Genomic DNA, 18,034 nt, shown 5'->3' with positions numbered 1-18,034 from the left:
ACGTGTCAAGTTGTGTAAGGTTTAATTACAACCAACTTACGATCGGCTAGCACGGCTAAAGCATTCAGAACACCGTATTTGACATGGGCATACGTGAGCCCGCCTTGCATATACGCGATATAAGGCTCGCGAATCGGAGCATCCGCAGACAGTTCCAGGCTGCCGCCTTGCATGAACGTACCTGCCGCCATGATGACGGGATGTTCATAACCGGGCATGGCCCAAGGTTCGGGCACGACATGGGCATCTACCGCCGAAGCGCTCTGCACGCCTTGCACGAACGCTATCAGCTGGTCCGCGTCTCGGAAACGGATGGCTTGAATCAAGTCCGTCCGGGGCGCATCGAAGCGAGGATTGCTTTCGAAACCCAGCATTTCGAACATGGAGGCGCCGAAGACGCTGCCTTTAAGTGCTTGTCCGACAAGATGGGGGGCGAGGAACAATCCTTGATACATGGCGCGCAGCGTCCCGAGCGTGGCGCCGACTTCTCCGCCGATTCCCGGCGCGGTCAATCGATAGGACGTCAGCTCCACCGCATGTTTCGTACCGGCGACGTAACCGCCCGTCGGCGCAAGGCCGCCGCCCGGGTTCTTGATCAGGGAACCTGCCATCAAATCGACGCCTACCTGCGTCGGCTCCAGCTCTTCCGTAAATTCGCCATAGCAGTTGTCCACGAACACATAGACATCCGGCTTCAAAGCCTTGATCCGTTTCACCATTTCCCCGATTTGAGCTACCGTGTACGAAGCCCGCCAATCGTAGCCTCGCGAGCGTTGAATGCCGATAACGCGCGTCCGCTCCGTCATTCGCGCCGCGACGGTGTCCCAATCGATGGAGCCGTCCGCTAATGGCGCTACCTCGCCATACGCGATGCCGAAGTCTTGCAGGGAGCCTTTGCCGTCGCCAGGCTCTCCAATGACCTTATGGAGCGTGTCGTACGGCCGCCCGGTGATGTACAGCAGCTCGTCCCCCGGCCGCAGCAGCCCGAACAGCGCGCAGCTGATCGTATGGGTGCCGGACACGAAATGCGGCCGCACAAGCGCAGCTTCCGCCCCCATGACGTCCGCATAGACGAGATCGAGCACTTCCCTGCCCGTATCGTTATATCCATAGCCCGTCGAACCGTTAAAATGAAAATCGCTTACCCGATGCGCCTGAAACGCATCGATTACTTTCCATTGATTGCGTTCGGCGACGCCGTCGATGGAACGAAAAACAGGGGCGGCCTGCTCTTCCGCAGCCTCCGCCCACTTCATTAAAGCCAACCAGTTGTTTCCTTGCCGTTTCACTGTCCAAGTCTCTCCTCATGATCGCAGCATGCGTTAGCGTCGGAGAACGTAAGCGGCTAGCTTATGTCCGTGCACCTCGTAATCCTGCTTATTCAGTTGTACCTTCAATACCATATCATCCCCGTCAACCGACTGCTCCAATACTTCGCCAGTCCGGTAAGCGAGCGCGATCAGATCGCCGCGTTCCGCCGGCAGCACGAACGTCAGCGTGTCCCCGACAAGCTTGTCCTGGACCGCTTGGCGCAGCCGCTCCAAATCATGACCGTTATAGGCGCTGATCGCAAGCGTCCCCGGTCCGTTCGCCGGGATGAGCTGCGGGCCGTTCAAGCCGCAGAGATCGATCTTGTTATAAATCAACAGCTGCGGTTTGCCAGCCGCGCCAAGCTCGCCCAGAATTCGATCAACTACTGCGATCTGCTCTTCCCGCATCTCGGACGCGCTGTCGATGATATGAAGCACAAGATCTGCCTCGCATACCTCTTCCAGCGTCGCTCGGAATGCGGCAATCAGATCATGCGGCAAGTTCTGAATGAAGCCGACGGTATCCGTAAGCACGACTTCATTGCCGCTCGGCAGCCTTAAGTTTCTGGAAGTGGGGTCCAACGTGGCGAACAGCTGGTTTTCCACGTAGACATCCGCTTGAGTCAGCTCGCGCAGCAGCGTGGACTTGCCGGCATTCGTATACCCGACCAGCGCGACTTGCTGCACGCCGGCTTTCCGCCTGCGTTCGCGGTGAAGCGTACGGTGGCGGACGACTTCCTCGAGCGTATGCTTCAAATCCGTAATCCGTTCGCGGATATGCCGGCGGTCCGTCTCCAGCTTCGACTCGCCGGGACCGCGCGTGCCGATTCCGCCGCCGAGACGGGAAAGGTTTTTCCCGTGCCCGGACAGCCGCGGCAGCAAGTAGCTGAGCTGCGCAAGCTCGACCTGGATGATGCCTTCTCTAGTTTTGGCCCGTTGCGCAAAAATATCCAGAATGAGCTGCGTCCGGTCGATAATCTTCAAATCCAGCGACTCTTCCAGATTGCGCACCTGCGCCCCGGACAGCTCCTGATCGAAGATCGCCGTCGTAGCGCCCCATTCTTCGGCTGCCGCCCGGAGCTCTTCCACTTTTCCTTTGCCGATAAACCATTTGGTATCGACCTTTTCCTTGTTCTGCGTCATCGACGTCAACACATCGACGCCTGCGGTCTCTGCAAGACTGACAAGCTCCCGAAGCGAGTGCTCCGGATCGCCGGGACCCCGTTTGACGTTCGGCGTAACCAGGCTGACCAGTATCGCACGGTCTTGCAAGTCCGTATCGGTATCATAGGTTGTTTGACGCATACTGTTCTATACCGCTCCTTTGAAACGCATGAATCACGCCGCCTTGCTTATTCGCAGCGATTGCCGCTATTATTTCTCCCACTTCAGATCCTCGGGCCGCACCGACATCAATTCCTGTTTACCGGGGGATCCGACCGGATGCTGTCCCATTAAACGAACCGCTTGATGACGGAACGCCTTCTCGATAATATTGCGCACGTACCGTGCATTGCTGAACGCGAACATCGACATCGTCTTCTCCAGCATCAAATGTTGGCGAAGCTTGAAAACCGACTGCGGCATCAGCGTATAATCCCGGTCCTTTGCCATAAGCTCGGCGATTTGAATCAGCTGGTCGACGGAATAGTCGGGAAACTCGATCTGAATCGGGAAGCGCGACGGCAAGCCCGGATTCGTCATCAGAAACTGCTCGATTTCCAGCGGATAGCCGGCCAAAATAAGGACAAACTGGTTACGATTGTCTTCCATGGCTTTGACCAGCGTGTCGATCGCTTCCTTGCCGAAATCCTTCTCTCCGCCGCGTGCCAGGCTGTACGCTTCGTCCACAAACAGCACGCCGCCGAGCGCCTTGCGCACCAGATCGCGCGTTTTCTGCGCGGTATGACCGATGTACTCGCCTACCAGATCGGCGCGTTCCACCTCGATCATATGGCCTTTGGAGAGGACGCCCATTTTCTGAAAAAGCTTTGCCACGATGCGCGCGATCGTCGTCTTGCCCGTTCCCGGATTCCCCGTAAAAATCATATGATACACATGCGAGCCGCCCGACAACCCAGCCTCCGAACGCATCCGGCTGATTTGGAGCAGCGCATAGATTTCATAGATCAATTGTTTGACGTTCTCCAGTCCGACCATCGGATCCAGCTCGCGCTGAATATCGAGGAAGGGGTCGTTCGGCGGCAGCGGCCTCGCCGATGGCGCCGGCTCGCTCTCGAGCTGCGGGGGCGAACTGCTCGCAAGTGCAAGCGGCTCGCTGCTTCGAAGGACTATATTGATTTGACGGGCAGGCCGGCCGCTTCCGCTTCCGCCCGAATTTACGACTCGATCGTCCATATCTGCTTCATCACCTATCCCTCAAAGGATCATGAGCAACTGCCTGCGCATATAATCCATTGTATTCTAGCGATGACGGCCATATTAACAGATTTCAGCCGAGCTTCGGGAGTGAAATCAAAACGAATCCGGAAGCCGGATCCCCATGCGCATCAGCTGCTCGTCCATCTTCCATTTCGTGAAAGCAAGCACTTCCCGCGAGTAGTTGTAGGTCATATTCAATACCTTGGACTTATACCCTACGGCAACCGTGCCTGACGGATAATGCAAGTAACCCGCGATATCCTCGGCGCGAGGCGCATGGAAGGCGTGCGTCACGATCAGCAGCTTGTCCCAGCCTCGCTTAGCCGCAAGCGGCTTGCTGAACAACAGGTTCTCGTACGTGCTTCTGGCGTCGTTCTCCATCACGATTGCGGTTTCGGGCACTCCTTTGGCCACGAGAAAGTTTCGCATGCCTTCCGCTTCGGTCAGCGTGGAACCGTTATGGTCAAGCCCCCCGGTCACGATCAGGTTCTTCGCCGTGCCCTGCTTATACAATTCATAGCCGTGCTCCAAACGCTCGCGCAAACCGGGGCTTGGCTGATCATCCCATAGCGCGGCGCCCAGAATGATTGCGGCATCCGCCTTGGGGATCGGCTTGGGCATATCGTAACCGGCAATCAGCCAGAGCAAATAAGCGCACCAGAAGACACCAAGCGCCGCGACCCATGCGCAGATCCGCAGAAGGAGGAAGAATGGACGGAATCGTCTGCGGGAACTGCGTTTTGGGCGCTTCGCCGTGCGCTTCGGAACAGCCGCCGGTTTCACGACTCGCTTAACTCTCCGCTTTGGGCAAGCGTTTTGCGATGCTTCAGGCTGAGCGTGAAATAACGAAACCGTCCGTTTCGTATCGTCGACAATAATCTTCCCGCCGTCTTCCGCGCCAGCGCAGCATCCTTGTTCGTCACCGCGCCTTGGATAACCGCTTCCTCAAGCTCATCCTCGTCCAGCAGAAACACTTCCCCGCTCGGCAGCACGACGACATCGAGGTACAAATCATCGAACCACGGCACTTGCTGATCGGTCAAACCTTGCGTCTTGCAAATATCGATATACCATTGAACGACGCGGTTCTTATCGTCGAACATCGTCGTGACGACAAAATGTTCGCCGCGGGGAAAATGCTGCATCCACAAGTAACCGCGGTCGGCCAGACATAATTTACGCCCGTTGTATTCTTTCCACAGCGGCTCGCGCAATTCATGGATCCGATAGAACGTTACCAGTCCTTTGAATTCATCCCCGTCCATGTTCAAGCACGTATAGCTTCTACGCAGAATGCGGCGCCAATTGGCTCGGTCAGAAAATTTACGTTTCATACGGAACGACCTTTCCGTTAGGATCTCGCTTCACTTGCTGCGCGGACATGTAAACAAGCCATAGGGTAGATTTCCCTCATTAAAAAAAGATTACCACAATCCTGCGGCCATCACCAGCGAACCCGGCAAATAAACCAAGCCCCTGCTTGTCCGCATCAAACAAAAAGAGAACGGCATTCCGCCGTTCTCCCCTTGGTCAAGCTTATTTCTCAGAAATCGTAATCGACTTGATGATAACATCTTCCGTCGGGACGCTCGGCTCGCCCCGATCGCTCATTTCAACCGGCGTTGCGGCGATCGCTTGAACGACATCCATGCCTTCGGATACTTTTCCGAAAATCGTATAGTTCGGATTAGGGTTCAACGATCTTGCCGCATCCGGTCCCGTGCAGATGAAGAACTGGCTGCCGCCGGAATTCGGCTGCCCCGTATTCGCCATCGCGACTACGCCTTCGTCATAGGTATACTTGCTGTCGAGCTCATCCGGGATGGTATAGCCCGGACCGCCGGTTCCGTTTCCTAACGGATCGCCCGTCTGAATCATGAACGATTGCATGATCCGGTGGAACTTCACGCCTTCGTAAAACTTCTCTTTGGCCAAAAACACGAAGCTGTTCACGGTTTCCGGACGGTCCTTCGCATAAAGTTCGACGGTGAAGTCGCCTTTGTTCGTGCTGAACACGGCACTGTACGACTTATTCGTATCGATCGCCATCTTCGGCTTCTCCGCCCATTGTTTCGGCGACCCGGTGCTGCTCGCATTCCCGTTGCCGGAGTTCGAGTCGTTCGATCCGCCGCTTGCGGATGTTTCCGTTTGCGTATTCGCAGTGCCTTGGTTTTGTGCCGCGTTGTCTGGTTTGGTTCCGCATGCCGATGCTGCGAGCAGCATCGCGGACAGGACAACGGTGAGCGCTGTCCGATTCTTCATGTTCATCTTCGACTTACCTCCGCAATGTGGTTCAACTTCTTCTGTCTTAAAATCATGCTTACCTACTAAGGAGTACCGCTATTCGGCGCATTGCCTGTTGCGTTGTTACCGCTGCTGCCGGATGACTGCGGCGATATAATGACTGGCTGGGAGCCGTCGCTGGAAGCGTTCGTTCGTTTGCCTTCCGTGCCCGTACCGGGATTGGCGCCGCCATCGTTCCCCGTACCCGGATCCGCCGCTGTTCCATTCCCGGTTCCGGCGTTGCCTGAACCGGAATTCGTTCCCGCGTCGTCACTGCCCGGCTGGCCAGTCGTAGCGCCGCTGCCATCGCCCGGTGTTTGGCCGCCGTTCGCAGGCGTATTTCCAGGGCCGCCGCCTTGATCGGGCGGTGTCGTCCCGTTGCCCGAATCGCCGGGCGGTACGGTTCCCCCGCCATTGTTGCCTTGGCCGTTATTACCCTGACCGTTATTGCCTTGACCGTTATTACCCTGGCCGTTGTTGCCTTGGCCGTTGTTGCCTTGGCCATTATCGCCTTGACCATTGTTGCCCTGGCCGTTGTCGCCTTGACCGTTATTGCCTTGGCCGTTGTTCCCGCCGCCAGAATTGTTGCCCGGAGTGCCTTCGTCGGGATTCGCCGGAGGCTCGATCTCGGCTTCAGGAATGTCCGCCTTCACGGTTGCCGAAGGCGAGCCTTCCAGGTCTTTCGCAGGATCGTATGCCGTTACGTAGTATTCGTAGCTCATGCCCGGCGCGATATTCAAGTCATCCACGCCCGTCGTGGTCAGCGAATCCAACAGCTTCGTGAATTCCGCTTCCCCAGTGGCTTTGCGGTAAATCCGATAGGTCATTCCATCGCCGTCCACAGGCGACCATGCTAGCTGTACCGCCGATTTCAGCTCATTATAGACAGCACTGAAGTTCGTGATGCCGACAGGCGGTTTCTCTGCTTCTTGTTCCGCGGCCGGCTTCTTGAAGCTTCCCTTCGGAACGCCCTTCATCGCTTCGCGCATGACTTTCCCGAACATCGCGGCAGACTGCTCGCTGCTCTTCTTGATCATATGATCCTTATCAGTACGATCATATCCCATCCAGACGACGGCTGTCCATTCGGGGGTATATCCCGCGAACCAGGCATCACGGTTATAACCGTTGCTGAGTCCCGGAATCCCGTTCTGGGTCGTACCTGTTTTACCGGCAACCGGACGGTCGATACGTGCATTAACCCCCGTGCCGCCTTTCTCCAGGACGCCCTGCAGCATATCCGTCATCGTCTCCGCCGTAGACGACTTCATCACTTGCTCCGATTCGGGCGCGTTGTACGTGTACACCGGATCGTCTTCTTTGTCGGTGATTTTGACCAGCGCATGAAGATCGACGCTCTTCCCGTCGTTGGCGAACGCGCTGTACGCGGTTGCCATTTGGAACGGCGTCACGCCGTACGTCAAGCCGCCTAAGCCGATCGCAAGGTTGCGGTCCTTCGAGCTGTCCAGCTCGAAGCCTAAATTCTTCGCGAAATTCAGCCCTGTTTTCACGCCGATTTCATTCAACAGCCATACCGCCGAGGCATTCCGCGATTCTTTGATCGACTGGCGCATGGTGATCGGTCCGATGTATTTCACTTTGTTGGAATCGGACGGGCAGTATGAACCGTAACACTTCTTCACGTCCTGCAGGATCGACGACGGAGAATAGTCGCCTGTCTCGATCGCCGGACCGTAGACGGTAATCGGCTTGAATGACGAACCCGGCTGACGCGGCTCGAGTACCCGGTTTAGCCCTTTGTTGACGTAATCACGGCCGCCGACAAGGCCTTGGATCTCGCCGTTGCGGTGATCCACGATGATCATCGCCGCCTGCTCCTGCTGTTCGTCGACGCTCTTCTCGAAGTTGTTGTCGTCTTCGAATTCTTTCTCCATGGCGGATTGCGCCTGGGTGTTCAGCGTCGTATAGATTTTGTAGCCGGAGATACGCAGCTGCTCTTCCTGCAGCCCGCTGACCTTCTCCGCCTCGTCGATGACGTAATCCACGAAAGCTTGGTACGTTTCCGTCTGTTTCGCCGTATGCGTCACCGGTTTATAATCGACGGCCTTGGCCTCATCCATCTCGGCTTTCGTAATGTAGCCTTGGTCGTACATCAGCTGCAATACGATAGCACGCCGGTCTTTCGATTTATCGGCATGGTTGATCGGATTATACGTGGACGGCGCTTTGGGAATCCCCGCAAGCGTGGCAATTTGCCACAGCTTCAGATCCTTCAAGTCCGTATTGAAATAATATTCCGCCGCAGCCTTCACCCCGTACGCGCCTTTGCCGAAGTAAATCCGATTCAGGTACATCGTGATGATTTCGTCTTTGGTCATCTTGTGCTCGATGGCAACGGCGATGGACGCTTCCGTCGCCTTCCGGAAGAACGTTTTGTCCTGCGTCAGGAACAAGTTCTTCGCCAGCTGCTGCGTTATCGTGCTTCCGCCTTCGACCGCGCTGCGAGCGACGACGTCTTTCACGAGCGCCCGGCCGATCGAATACAGATCGATACCGAAGTGCTTCTCGAAACGCTGATCCTCCGTCGCGATGACGGCATCCCGCATTAATTCGGGAATTTCCGCGAAATCGACGACCTCGCGGTTCGCGCCCAGTTTCGTTACTTCTTTGCCCTGCGCATCGTAAATCGTGGACGCTTCAGGAAGAATCAATTTATCTTGATTATCGGCGAGAATCCGCTCGCCGTTCAGGATAATTAACATATAGCCAATGATGCCGCAAACGACCGCTATGGCCGCCGTAAAGAACATCCAGACGGCAAGCTTGCGCTTGTTGCGCTTCTTCTTGCCTCTGCCTTTCTTCTCGATCTTGCTATCTTTCTTGCTGCGTGGTCCTTCTGCCATTAGCCAGGGTCCCCTCCAATTCCAAATCGCGAGTTAGCCTCGTATCTCTATTTATACCCTATATGTGTAAACGGCAACGGTGGGGTTGAAACATGAAGATCCCTCCAGTTCTGCTTGCCTATCACGTCTAAGCAGAGCGGTCCAAGTTCTTCCCCTTACGGGATACGGGTAGCTGCATCAACGGCATGATGAGCCCGTAAAGTAAAAAAGCAGCCCTGCACGTCGCATGGGCTGCTCTTTCGTGCCGATATCCAATTAAACGAAGCATGTTTCGAAAAGGTTTCAAAACATGCCAGCATGTCGGTTACGCTTCGTTGTCTTGAACCTGCATGAGCGATACGTTGCGCTGCGGGGTAAACGTCGATATGGCATGCTTGTACACCATTTGTTGGCGGCCTTCGCTGTCGATGACGATCGTAAAGTTGTCGAATGCTTTAATGACACCGCGGATTTGGAAACCGTTCGTCAGATACACGGTTACCGGCACGCTGTCTTTGCGAAGTTGATTCAGAAATGTATCCTGAATGTTGATAGATTTGTTCATTGCGCGTTACCCCCATCGTCAAAAGGTTGGTTAAAAGTATATTCAAGTTCCATCCTAAACTTTCCTGCTATTATACCATGAATCGCTTGCAAATTCTTGTTAAAATTTTCTCCTGCATCGATCCAATGGATGTCCTGCATGTGCCTGAACCAGGAAAGCTGCCGCTTGGCGAAGCGCCTCGTATCGCGTTTCAGAAGCTCTACCGCCTCGTTCAAAGACAGATGACCTTGCAAATAAAGCGCGATTTCCTTGTAGCCCAAGCCGTGCATGGAAACGGCGTCAGCCGGTACCCCGCGTTCCAGCAAGCCGCGGACTTCTTCGACCAGGCCTTCCTCGATCATGGCTTCGACCCGTTCGTTAATTCGGGCGTACAGCACGGCTCGGTCCATGGTCAGACCGATTATACACAGTTCGAAAGGAGACGTCTTTTTCTGTCCCTTCTGCTGCTCGGTAAACGTCGTGCCCGTCAAATGCTCGACTTCGAGCGCCCGGATCACGCGGCGCTGATCGTTCGGATGCAGCCGTTCCGCCGCTTCCGGATCGATGGCCCGCAGCTTCTCGTGCAGCGCCTCCGCTCCGTGCAGCAGCGCGAACCGGCTCATCTCCTCGCGGAAAGCTTCATCGGAGCCGACCTCGGCAAAGTCGTAGCCGTACGCGACGGATTCCACGTACAGACCCGTTCCGCCGACGATGAAAGGCAGTTTGCTCCTGCTTTGAATCTCCGGGATAAGCGACGCGCAGCGCTCCTGGAATTCCGCGACCGAGAACGGATGCACCGGATCGCAAATATCGATCAAGTGATGCGGAATGCCTTCCTGTTCTTCTAGCTTGATTTTGGCCGTTCCGATGTCCATGCCCTTGTAGACCTGAATGGAGTCGCCGGAAATGATTTCGGCGTTCCACGCTTTGGCGATATCCAGACTCATGCGCGTCTTGCCGACGGCCGTCGGTCCGATCAGCACGAGCAGCTTCGGTTTTGTTGGCTCTATAGGTGCTGGGCTCATGATGGGATAATCACTCCGTATGCGATTTTGTTGCGATGGCGGCGCTCGAAGCCCAGCCGCTCGAATTCCCCGCTGTCGCCGTGCTCCTTCAGCACGACGCATTTGCGCGCGATGCGCAGCGCATGCCGAATCGATTCTTCGCCGAGCGCCGCGCCGTTGGCCAATCCGCGAAGCGGAGCCAAGGCCGAAGAATCATGCAGCGGGTGGCGAAACATCGGGTCGAAATAAATAATGTCGGCGCTCTTGTCCGGCTGGCGCTCCAAGTAGGAAAGATGATCGATGCACTGCATATCGATGCGCCGCAGTGCTTCGTTAACGTCGCCGTGCTCGGTCCGGTACGTGCGCAGCCCTTCGCGGACGACGGTGTACAACATGCGTTCGCTCTCGAGCGCGGTGACGCTGCCTTCCTCTCCGGCTGCGTAGGAGAAGACGATCGAATCCGATCCGAGCCCTGCCGTGCAGTCGATGACGACGTCTCCCGGCATGCAGCCGGTCAAAGCGATCAACGGATCCCGTTCCCCTTTGCGCATCCGCTTGACGCGGACGTACGCCATGCTGGGATGAAAATACAACGGTTCCTCCGAATCCTCATAATAGCGCAGTCCACGATCGTCTGCAACAAGGAGGCGGGCGTCGCCGTATTTCTGCTTGAGCAGCTGCAGCGAATCCTGCTTGCGCGGAACGAGACGTCCGTCCAGCTCCTGCGCGATGCTCCGCGCGTAGGCGATTTGCTCTTCCGACGGTTTATGCGGGGTCGTGACGATCATGACATCACCCGCTTGAACATTTTTTCCAGCTGATAGGTGGTCATATGAACGACGATCGGTCTGCCATGCGGACAGGTGTACGGCTGGGAGCAGGCGGAGAGGCGCCGCAGCAAGCCTTCGCCTTCTTCGCGCGTCAGCCTGTCGTTCGCTTTGATCGACGCTTTGCACGAGCACATGATCGCCGATTTCTCCCGCAGCTTGCCGATATCTACGGATCCTCGCTCCTGCAGCAGCCAATCCGCCATCTCCTCGATCACGTCGCCTTCTTCGCCCGCCGGCAGCCATTCCGGATACGACCGGACCAGGAACGTATTGGCGCCGAACGGCTCCAGCTCCACGCCCGCTTCCTCCAGGAGATGCAGCTTATTCTGCAGCGACGAGGCTTCGGCCGCCGTAAATTCAAGCGTAAGCGGTACAAGCAGCTGCTGGCTGGCTTGCTCGGGACGACCGAATTTATCCAAGTAATACTCGTAATTGATCCGTTCATGCGCCGCATGCTGATCGATGAGGAACAGCCCCTCTTCGTTCTGGGCGACGATGTACGTGCCGTGCAGCTGCCCGATCCAGTACAGCTCCGGGAATGAAGGCGCTGCGGATTGAACGGCGTTGGCGTTGGTATTCGCATTCGCGGTCGCGTTGGAGTCCAAGCCCTCTTCGACTGGGTTCTCGACGACTGGCTGTTCACCATCGGCTGTCTGGCCCTGGCCCTGGCCCGGGTTAAGGACGTCAACGGCGTACGAACCGCTGGCATCGTAGCCGCTACCTGCACCGGCGGGCGATTCCTGCGCGCGCCATGGATCCCGCTGGGCGGACGGCGGCGAATACAGCCTTTCCGTCGCATCACGCGGGATAGACGGCTTCGTCTTCTCGTTATTCGGCCATGCCGATGAACCCTGGCTGCGCACAGGCGGCGAACCCCAGGGGGCGTAGGACTGCCTGCCGCCGAACGACTGCTCCGCTTTGTCGAGCGCGGCCGCTACTTCCGATGTGGACAACGGCTGTCGGGCTTGCCCGGACGCCGGACGGTCGGGAGCAGAAGTGCCATTCGCAGCGTGCTGACCCGATCCGGCGCCGCTCCCGCTCACGAAAGGAAGACTTTCGGGCTGATAGCGGGTCTGAGGTTGGTGTTGCTGCTGAATCTGATCCGCTGCTGCAGCCGATTGCGTATCGATGCTGCCATCCGGCTCCGGTTGATGGAACGAAATCCGGTCTTGAATGAATGCCGGTTTCGACCGCTCGGTCGGCTCAGCCGGCCCCGGAATATGCCGCTGTTTGCCGAGCGCGCGCTTGATCGCATCCTCGATGAACTCCCGCAGCTCCATTTCTTTGCTGAAACGCACTTCCATCTTGGACGGATGCACGTTCACGTCCAGCAAGGACGGATGCATGCCGAGCTCCAGCACCGCGAGCGGGAACCGGTTGATCGGCAGCAGCGTATGATACGCCTGCATCATCGCTTGATTCAGCACGAAGCTCTTGATATACCTTCCGTTCACGACGATCGTAATCCCATTGCGATTGGATCGCGTCTGCTCGGGTTTCGAGATGCATCCGCGGAGTTCATAATCCGGATGCTCGCCTTCCACCGTCAGCATGGCCTTCGCCGTCGCGGAGCCGTAGATGGCCGCGAACGTCTGCAGCCGGTCGCCGCTGCCCAGCGTGCGCAGCAAGGTGCTGCCGTTGTGCTTGAGCGTAAAGGCGATGCCGGGATGCGCCAAGGCGAGCCGGTTCACGTAATCGGCAATATGGCCGAGTTCCGTCTGAATCGTCTTCATATATTTTAGTCGCGCCGGCGTGTTGTAAAACAGCTCCCGCACGCTGATATCCGTTCCTTGGGGCGAGCTTGTCTCTTCGTTCGCCGTGATTGTCCCGCCTTCGATAACGAGCCTGCGGCCTAGTCCGCTGCCGTCCGGGGCGGATACGCATTCGACTTTCGCTACCGCCGCGATACTCGGCAGCGCTTCGCCGCGGAATCCGAGGCTGGCGATGCGGAATAAATCCTTGCTGGAGGAGATTTTGCTCGTTGCGTGCCGGTAGAATGCCGTCTCGATGTCGTCGCCGTCGATGCCGGAGCCGTTGTCCGTCACCCGGATGAGTGACAGCCCGCCCTCTTCGATGACGATGTCGATCGTCGAGCTGCCGGCGTCCACCGCGTTCTCGACAAGCTCTTTTACGACGGAGGAAGGCCGTTCCACGACCTCGCCCGCGGCGATTTGGTTGGCCAGCTGCTCGTCCAATATGCGGATTTTGCTCATGAAGCCGAACCCTCCTTTAATGGTAAGATCTGTATTTCATTCGTCCGTGGCATCGAACGCCGCGCCGGCAAGATTCATCCTTGAGGCGCAGCGGCAGTCACGGTTTGTTTATTCGCTTGTTACCTGATACTTGTTACTTGTCTTCGTTCAGCTTCAGCTTCATGTCGTTCAGCCATTGCATCGCCTGCATCGGCGTCAAGTTGAACAAGTCGAGCTTGCGAAGCTGGTCGGCGAGCTGCTCTGCGCGCGGACTGGCTTTGCGTACTTTGCCGGAATCGGCGGCCGCCGCGTTCGGCGCAGGCTCTTCGAAGATCGAGAGCTGCACGAAGCCACCTGCGGAAGCGGTGGATGGTGCAGCAGGTGCAGAAGCGGGCGCAGCTGCCTCCAGCGTTGGCGCTGCATACGCCGTCGCCGTCTCGGCAGCGGTAACTGCAAAGCTTGGCGCGGCATGCGAGCTTATCGCTGCAGAGGCTTGAATGCCGTCTACCCCAGCGGACTTCCCTCCAGTTCCCCTGCGATCCACATCCGGCGTATACGGCAGCTCAACAGCCGCCAGAGCCGTCTCTGACGCCTCATGGAGATCCAGCAGCGAATATGCGCGCTTTATGATGCTGCCCGGCAAACCAGCCAGCTGCGCGCAATAGATGCCGTAGCTGCTGCCGGCCGCGCCGGGAACGAGCTTGCGCAGGAACGTGACATTATCGCCCGTTTCCTGCACGGCCATGCAGGCGTTCGTCAAATGCGGCAGCGTGTCGCCAAGGTGAGCCAGCTCGTGAAAATGCGTCGAGACGAGCGCCTTGCAGCCCACCTCGTGATGCACGAACTCGATGACCGCCTGCGCGATGGCCATCCCTTCGCCCGTCGAAGTGCCCCTTCCGAGCTCGTCGATAATGACAAGGCTTTGCGCCGTCGCCTTCTCCGTCATGATCTGGATATCCTTCATCTCCACCATGAACGTGCTCTGACCGCCGATAAGATCGTCCGCGGCGCCGATGCGCGTGAAGATGCGGTCGATCATCGGCACTTCCGCCTGCTTCGCGGGCACGAAGCAGCCGATCTGCGCCATGATGCTGATGAGCGCGACTTGGCGCATGTACGTGCTCTTGCCGGCCATGTTCGGTCCGGTAATCAGCAGCATCGACGAGCCTTCCTTCACGAGCTTCGTCTCGTTCGCGATGAAAGCCGCGCCGTCCATGACCGCTTCCACGACGGGATGGCGGCCTTCGGCCACGACGAAGTCGTAGCGTTCCGTCACGTTCGGCTTCACGTAGCGCTGTTCGCCGCTGACCGTGGCCAGCGATTGGAACACGTCCAGCGCGGCGATCATTTCAGCCAGCTTCTGGAGACGATGCAAATGCGCCGTCAAATGGTCGCGAAGCTCGATGAATTTCGCGTATTCCAGGTCGACCATCTTCTCTTCGGCTTCCAGAATAAGCGCTTCTTTCGCTTTCAGCTCCGGCGTTACGTACCGTTCCGCGTTCGTCAGCGTCTGTTTGCGCTCATATCGACCTTCAGGCAGGCTGCCTATGTTCGCTTTGGACACTTCCAAATAATAGCCGAACACTTTGTTGTAGCCGATCTTGAGCGACTTGATGCCGGTTGCTTCCCGCTCCTTGCGCTCGAGTTCGGCGAGCCATTTCTTCCCGTTCACGCTCGCTTCCCGCAGCTCGTCCAGATAAGCGTCGTAGCCCGCGCGGATCAGTCCGCCCTCCCGTACGGAAACCGGCGGTTCCTCCACGACGACGGTCTCGATCATCGCAGCCAAATCCGCGCAATCGTCCACGCCCGCCACGAGCTTGCGCAGCGTAGCCGAATCGGAATCCGCGCACAATGCCGTCAGCGCCGGCACATGCTGGAGCGAAGTCTTAAGCGCGTTTAAATCCCGCCCGTTGGCGCTGCCGTAAGCCACGCGGCCGACAAGACGTTCCAAGTCATAAATTTCGTTCAGTTCCTGCCGCAGCTCGTCCCGCAAAATAAAGCTGAGATACAGCTTCTCCACCGCTTCGAGCCGCTCGTCGATCATCGCCTTGGAAAGCAGAGGCTTATCGATCCACCGGCGAAGCAGCCGCGCGCCCATGGACGTACGCGTCCGGTCGAGCAGCCAGAGCAGCGAGCCCTTCTTGCTGCGATCCCGCACCGTCTCCGTCAGTTCCAGGTTGCGCCGCGTGAACGGGTCCAGCACCATGAATTGGTTCGGTTCATAGACCGCGATCCGGCGCATATGGCCAAGGGAACGCTTCTGCGTTTCGTCCAGGTAGCCCGTAAGCAGGCTTACCGCGCGATGCCTTGCCGGCGCAAGCGCCGAAAGCTCCAGCTGGCCGAATTGCTGCCGGAGCAGCTCGTCCGCCATCGGTTCGCGGTCCGTGAACAGGACCGGCCGGTTCCAGCCAGCGGATGCCGCGCGAAGCCGTTCCAGAACGGCAGCATCGCCTACGATCTCCGACGGATGGTACACGTTGATTTCGTCCGCCAGCGCTTCGGCAGCCGCCGCGAACGAAGTCACGTAGAGCTCGCCCGTCGTCAAATCGCAGGCCGCCACGCCATAAATGCCGTCCAGCTCCGAGACGGATACGATGAAATTGTTCGCTTTCTCCGCGAGCGATTTCGTCTCCATGACGGTCCCCGGCGTCACGACGCGGATAATTTCCCGGCGAACGACGCCTTTTGCCGCAGCCGGGTCTTCGACCTGCTCGCATATCGCGACCTTAAAACCTTTCTCGATCAATCTTGCGATATAACCTTCCGCGGAATGGTAAGGCACGCCGCACATCGGGATTTTCTTCTCCCCGCCGCCTTCGCGTCCCGTTAATGTAATTTCAAGCTCGCGCGACGCGTTAATCGCATCGTCGAAAAACATTTCATAGAAATCGCCGAGGCGAAAAAAAAGAATCGCATCCTTCGCGCCTTCTTTGATCGCCAAATATTGTTGAATCATCGGGGTGTAAGCAGTCATGCGGCCCCTCCTATAATGAATTAGATTGCGTTAAACACCAGAACTCCATTATAGCAGAAAAGCAATCTCGCATGGAGCACCTCCGAGACAGCAGAAAAGCGCCCATAGGAATGAGCGGTAGACAAGTTCGAACCTTCGCGGGAAATCCGGAAGAGCGCCTCACGCTTGCCGCGGGCTTATCCGCCATTTCGCGCGAAAATCTCCCGCGGCGTCCCAAGTCCGGCCGTCCCGGATCGCCTGCAGGAGCGGCTCGATCCATCTGGACAGCTCCGGGTAAGACGCCGTGTTTGCCATCGAAGCGGCAAGTCCTTCCAGGCAGCGGGTTAGCGTCGGCCGATCCCCCTCGTAATAAGCCGCCAAATATTCGTCCTCGCTAGAAGGCAAATACGAGAGGCTCCCGCTCTCTCGCGCGCATAGCAGCGCCAGCGCGAACGCCGCTTTGGCGGCAAGTGGAGACGCCAGCCAGCTCGGCAGCGTGCGATATTCGAAACCGCCGTGCGGCTGCAGCCGGAAATCGCCCAGCGCGCCGTAGCGCGGGCGCCGTATCCGTTCGGACGGCGATTCGATCATGGCGAGCGGGAACGCGACGTAGCTGTCGAGCTGGCGCAGCAGCCGGCCGGTCAGCGGCACCCCGCTCAAATGGACGTGGCCGCCGAGCGCGAAGCCGACGGCCGGCATGCCGCCAGCCGCCCAGCGCAGCGGCGGCTGGTCCGGGATGCGCCGCGCGGCTTCCTGCAGCAGGCGGCGAATATTGCGCGCCAAGCCGTCCGGCGTCGGCGAAGGCGCGGGGCGCAGCTCCGCAATCGGATGCACGACCGCTCCCCCGACGACGATCGCGTCGCAGCCCGCTCCGTGCCCGCCTTCCAAATATCGGGCGGCGGAAACGACCCGGCCGTTCTCCGCGAGCAGCAGAAACTCGGGATCCGCCCCAAGCAGAATTGCCGGCGCTTCCCCGCTGTTTCGGTCTCGCGCGTCAGCTTGAAGCCGAGCCGCGAGCGCGTCGGCCGCTTCCCGCCAGATGCCGGTTCGATAAGCTGCCGCGGACGGAAGGCGAATGCCGGCGACATAACACTTCCCATCTCCGTCGTCCGCCAATTCGACGATGCCGTTATCCAAACCGCAGGCATACAATGCCCGCACGGCCAAGCGCGCGAATGGCCGATAGCGCGCGTCCCGATCGCTCATCGTCTGCACGCGCTTCATCACTGGTTCGCCATTTGAACCAACGTTCGCCCGCAGGGCTCGTCCTTTCGGTTGCGGTTGCGCGTGCGCTCTCGGTTTCAGCTGCAGCTTCTCCACGGCCAACGGTTGCAGCTGAAACAGCGATACCTCGTAACTGCGCAGCGCCTGCTGCCCAGGTGCAAGCACGGCCGCGCCCGCTCGCCGCAGCCGCCGCTCGGTTTCATTCCGGTCCCATGCGGCGAACTCCGCTGCGTCCGCATTCAAACAGAGCGCGCCGAAGCCGCGCGCTCCGCGAGAACCCGGCCATGCCGCGGCCTCTCCAGCGACGATAACGGCGTCCCCTTCGGCCGGACCGGCGCTTTCGGCGCCAGCATCCGGCCGGCCGGCGCACAGCCGGCATGCTTTTCCATCCCATAGCCACACAGTGCCCGCCATAAGCCAACGCTCCGTTTCCCATCCTATTCGCCCAATCCATCCGCATGTGCATATT

At 58.2% G+C, this 18,034-nt stretch carries 13 protein-coding genes; all 13 read right to left on the bottom strand.

Annotated elements, in window-relative coordinates; genetic code table 11:
• Positions 1-5 precede the first annotated feature (5 nt).
• Positions 6-1,256: a methionine gamma-lyase family protein gene (locus tag GZH47_RS29305; RefSeq protein ID WP_162645506.1), complete on the bottom strand. Its 1,251-nt coding sequence runs from the start codon at positions 1,254-1,256 to the stop codon at positions 6-8.
• Positions 1,257-1,322: 66 nt separating this feature from the next.
• On the bottom strand, positions 1,323-2,615 hold the full coding sequence (gene hflX / locus GZH47_RS29300; RefSeq protein ID WP_162644585.1) for a GTPase HflX: 1,293 nt from the start codon (positions 2,613-2,615) through the stop codon (positions 1,323-1,325).
• A gap of 69 nt (positions 2,616-2,684) precedes the next feature.
• The gene (locus GZH47_RS29295; RefSeq protein WP_162644583.1) at positions 2,685-3,668 is read right to left on the bottom strand and encodes an AAA family ATPase; all 984 of its coding nucleotides are present in this window, start codon (positions 3,666-3,668) and stop codon (positions 2,685-2,687) included.
• A 117-nt stretch (positions 3,669-3,785) separates the two neighbouring features.
• Entirely contained in the window at positions 3,786-4,475 is a 690-nt protein-coding gene (locus tag GZH47_RS29290) for a YdcF family protein (protein ID WP_162644581.1), read from the bottom strand.
• The gene (locus GZH47_RS29285; protein WP_162644579.1) at positions 4,472-5,026 is read right to left on the bottom strand and encodes a ribonuclease FAU-1 family protein; all 555 of its coding nucleotides are present in this window, start codon (positions 5,024-5,026) and stop codon (positions 4,472-4,474) included. The genes GZH47_RS29290 and GZH47_RS29285 overlap by 4 nt, the downstream gene beginning before the upstream one ends.
• 202 nt (positions 5,027-5,228) lie before the next feature.
• Entirely contained in the window at positions 5,229-5,960 is a 732-nt protein-coding gene (locus tag GZH47_RS29280) for a peptidylprolyl isomerase (RefSeq protein ID WP_162644577.1), read from the bottom strand.
• A 59-nt stretch (positions 5,961-6,019) separates the two neighbouring features.
• Positions 6,020-8,839: a PBP1A family penicillin-binding protein gene (locus tag GZH47_RS29275; protein ID WP_162644575.1), complete on the bottom strand. Its 2,820-nt coding sequence runs from the start codon at positions 8,837-8,839 to the stop codon at positions 6,020-6,022.
• A 304-nt stretch (positions 8,840-9,143) separates the two neighbouring features.
• Complete coding sequence (gene hfq, locus GZH47_RS29270; protein WP_090635997.1) at positions 9,144-9,383, bottom strand: RNA chaperone Hfq; 240 nt, start codon at positions 9,381-9,383, stop codon at positions 9,144-9,146.
• Positions 9,380-10,387 (bottom strand): tRNA (adenosine(37)-N6)-dimethylallyltransferase MiaA, encoded by a 1,008-nt coding sequence (gene miaA, locus GZH47_RS29265; RefSeq protein ID WP_162644573.1) that lies wholly within the window; start codon positions 10,385-10,387, stop codon positions 9,380-9,382. The genes hfq and miaA overlap by 4 nt, the downstream gene beginning before the upstream one ends.
• The gene (locus tag GZH47_RS29260) at positions 10,384-11,154 is read right to left on the bottom strand and encodes a class I SAM-dependent methyltransferase (protein WP_162644571.1); all 771 of its coding nucleotides are present in this window, start codon (positions 11,152-11,154) and stop codon (positions 10,384-10,386) included. Before GZH47_RS29260 ends, miaA begins: the two co-directional genes overlap by 4 nt.
• On the bottom strand, positions 11,151-13,409 hold the full coding sequence (mutL, locus tag GZH47_RS29255; protein ID WP_162644569.1) for a DNA mismatch repair endonuclease MutL: 2,259 nt from the start codon (positions 13,407-13,409) through the stop codon (positions 11,151-11,153). Before mutL ends, GZH47_RS29260 begins: the two co-directional genes overlap by 4 nt.
• A gap of 133 nt (positions 13,410-13,542) precedes the next feature.
• Positions 13,543-16,362: a DNA mismatch repair protein MutS gene (gene mutS, locus GZH47_RS29250; RefSeq protein WP_162644567.1), complete on the bottom strand. Its 2,820-nt coding sequence runs from the start codon at positions 16,360-16,362 to the stop codon at positions 13,543-13,545.
• A 159-nt stretch (positions 16,363-16,521) separates the two neighbouring features.
• Positions 16,522-17,979: a putative amidoligase domain-containing protein gene (locus GZH47_RS29245; RefSeq protein WP_162644565.1), complete on the bottom strand. Its 1,458-nt coding sequence runs from the start codon at positions 17,977-17,979 to the stop codon at positions 16,522-16,524.
• Between the last annotated feature and the right edge of the window lie 55 nt (positions 17,980-18,034).

The sequence above is a fragment of the Paenibacillus rhizovicinus genome, assembly GCF_010365285.1.
Taxonomy (GTDB): domain Bacteria; phylum Bacillota; class Bacilli; order Paenibacillales; family Paenibacillaceae; genus Paenibacillus_Z; species Paenibacillus_Z rhizovicinus.
This window is presented reverse-complemented; position numbering and strand designations above follow the sequence as displayed.

Bases quoted from the DNA above. Each gene is read 5' to 3' on its own strand.
- GZH47_RS29305 (WP_162645506.1), bottom strand. From the start codon at position 1,256: ATGAAGTGGGCGGAGGCTGCGGAAGAGCAGGCCGCCCCTGTTTTTCGT.
- hflX (WP_162644585.1), bottom strand. From the start codon at position 2,615: ATGCGTCAAACAACCTATGATACCGATACGGACTTGCAAGACCGTGCG.
- GZH47_RS29295 (WP_162644583.1), bottom strand. From the start codon at position 3,668: ATGGACGATCGAGTCGTAAATTCGGGCGGAAGCGGAAGCGGCCGGCCT.
- GZH47_RS29285 (WP_162644579.1), bottom strand. From the start codon at position 5,026: ATGAAACGTAAATTTTCTGACCGAGCCAATTGGCGCCGCATTCTGCGT.
- GZH47_RS29280 (WP_162644577.1), bottom strand. From the start codon at position 5,960: ATGAACATGAAGAATCGGACAGCGCTCACCGTTGTCCTGTCCGCGATG.
- GZH47_RS29275 (WP_162644575.1), bottom strand. From the start codon at position 8,839: ATGGCAGAAGGACCACGCAGCAAGAAAGATAGCAAGATCGAGAAGAAA.
- hfq (WP_090635997.1), bottom strand. From the start codon at position 9,383: ATGAACAAATCTATCAACATTCAGGATACATTTCTGAATCAACTTCGC.
- miaA (WP_162644573.1), bottom strand. From the start codon at position 10,387: ATGAGCCCAGCACCTATAGAGCCAACAAAACCGAAGCTGCTCGTGCTG.
- GZH47_RS29260 (WP_162644571.1), bottom strand. From the start codon at position 11,154: ATGATCGTCACGACCCCGCATAAACCGTCGGAAGAGCAAATCGCCTAC.
- mutL (WP_162644569.1), bottom strand. From the start codon at position 13,409: ATGAGCAAAATCCGCATATTGGACGAGCAGCTGGCCAACCAAATCGCC.
- mutS (WP_162644567.1), bottom strand. From the start codon at position 16,362: ATGACTGCTTACACCCCGATGATTCAACAATATTTGGCGATCAAAGAA.
- GZH47_RS29245 (WP_162644565.1), bottom strand. From the start codon at position 17,979: ATGGCGGGCACTGTGTGGCTATGGGATGGAAAAGCATGCCGGCTGTGC.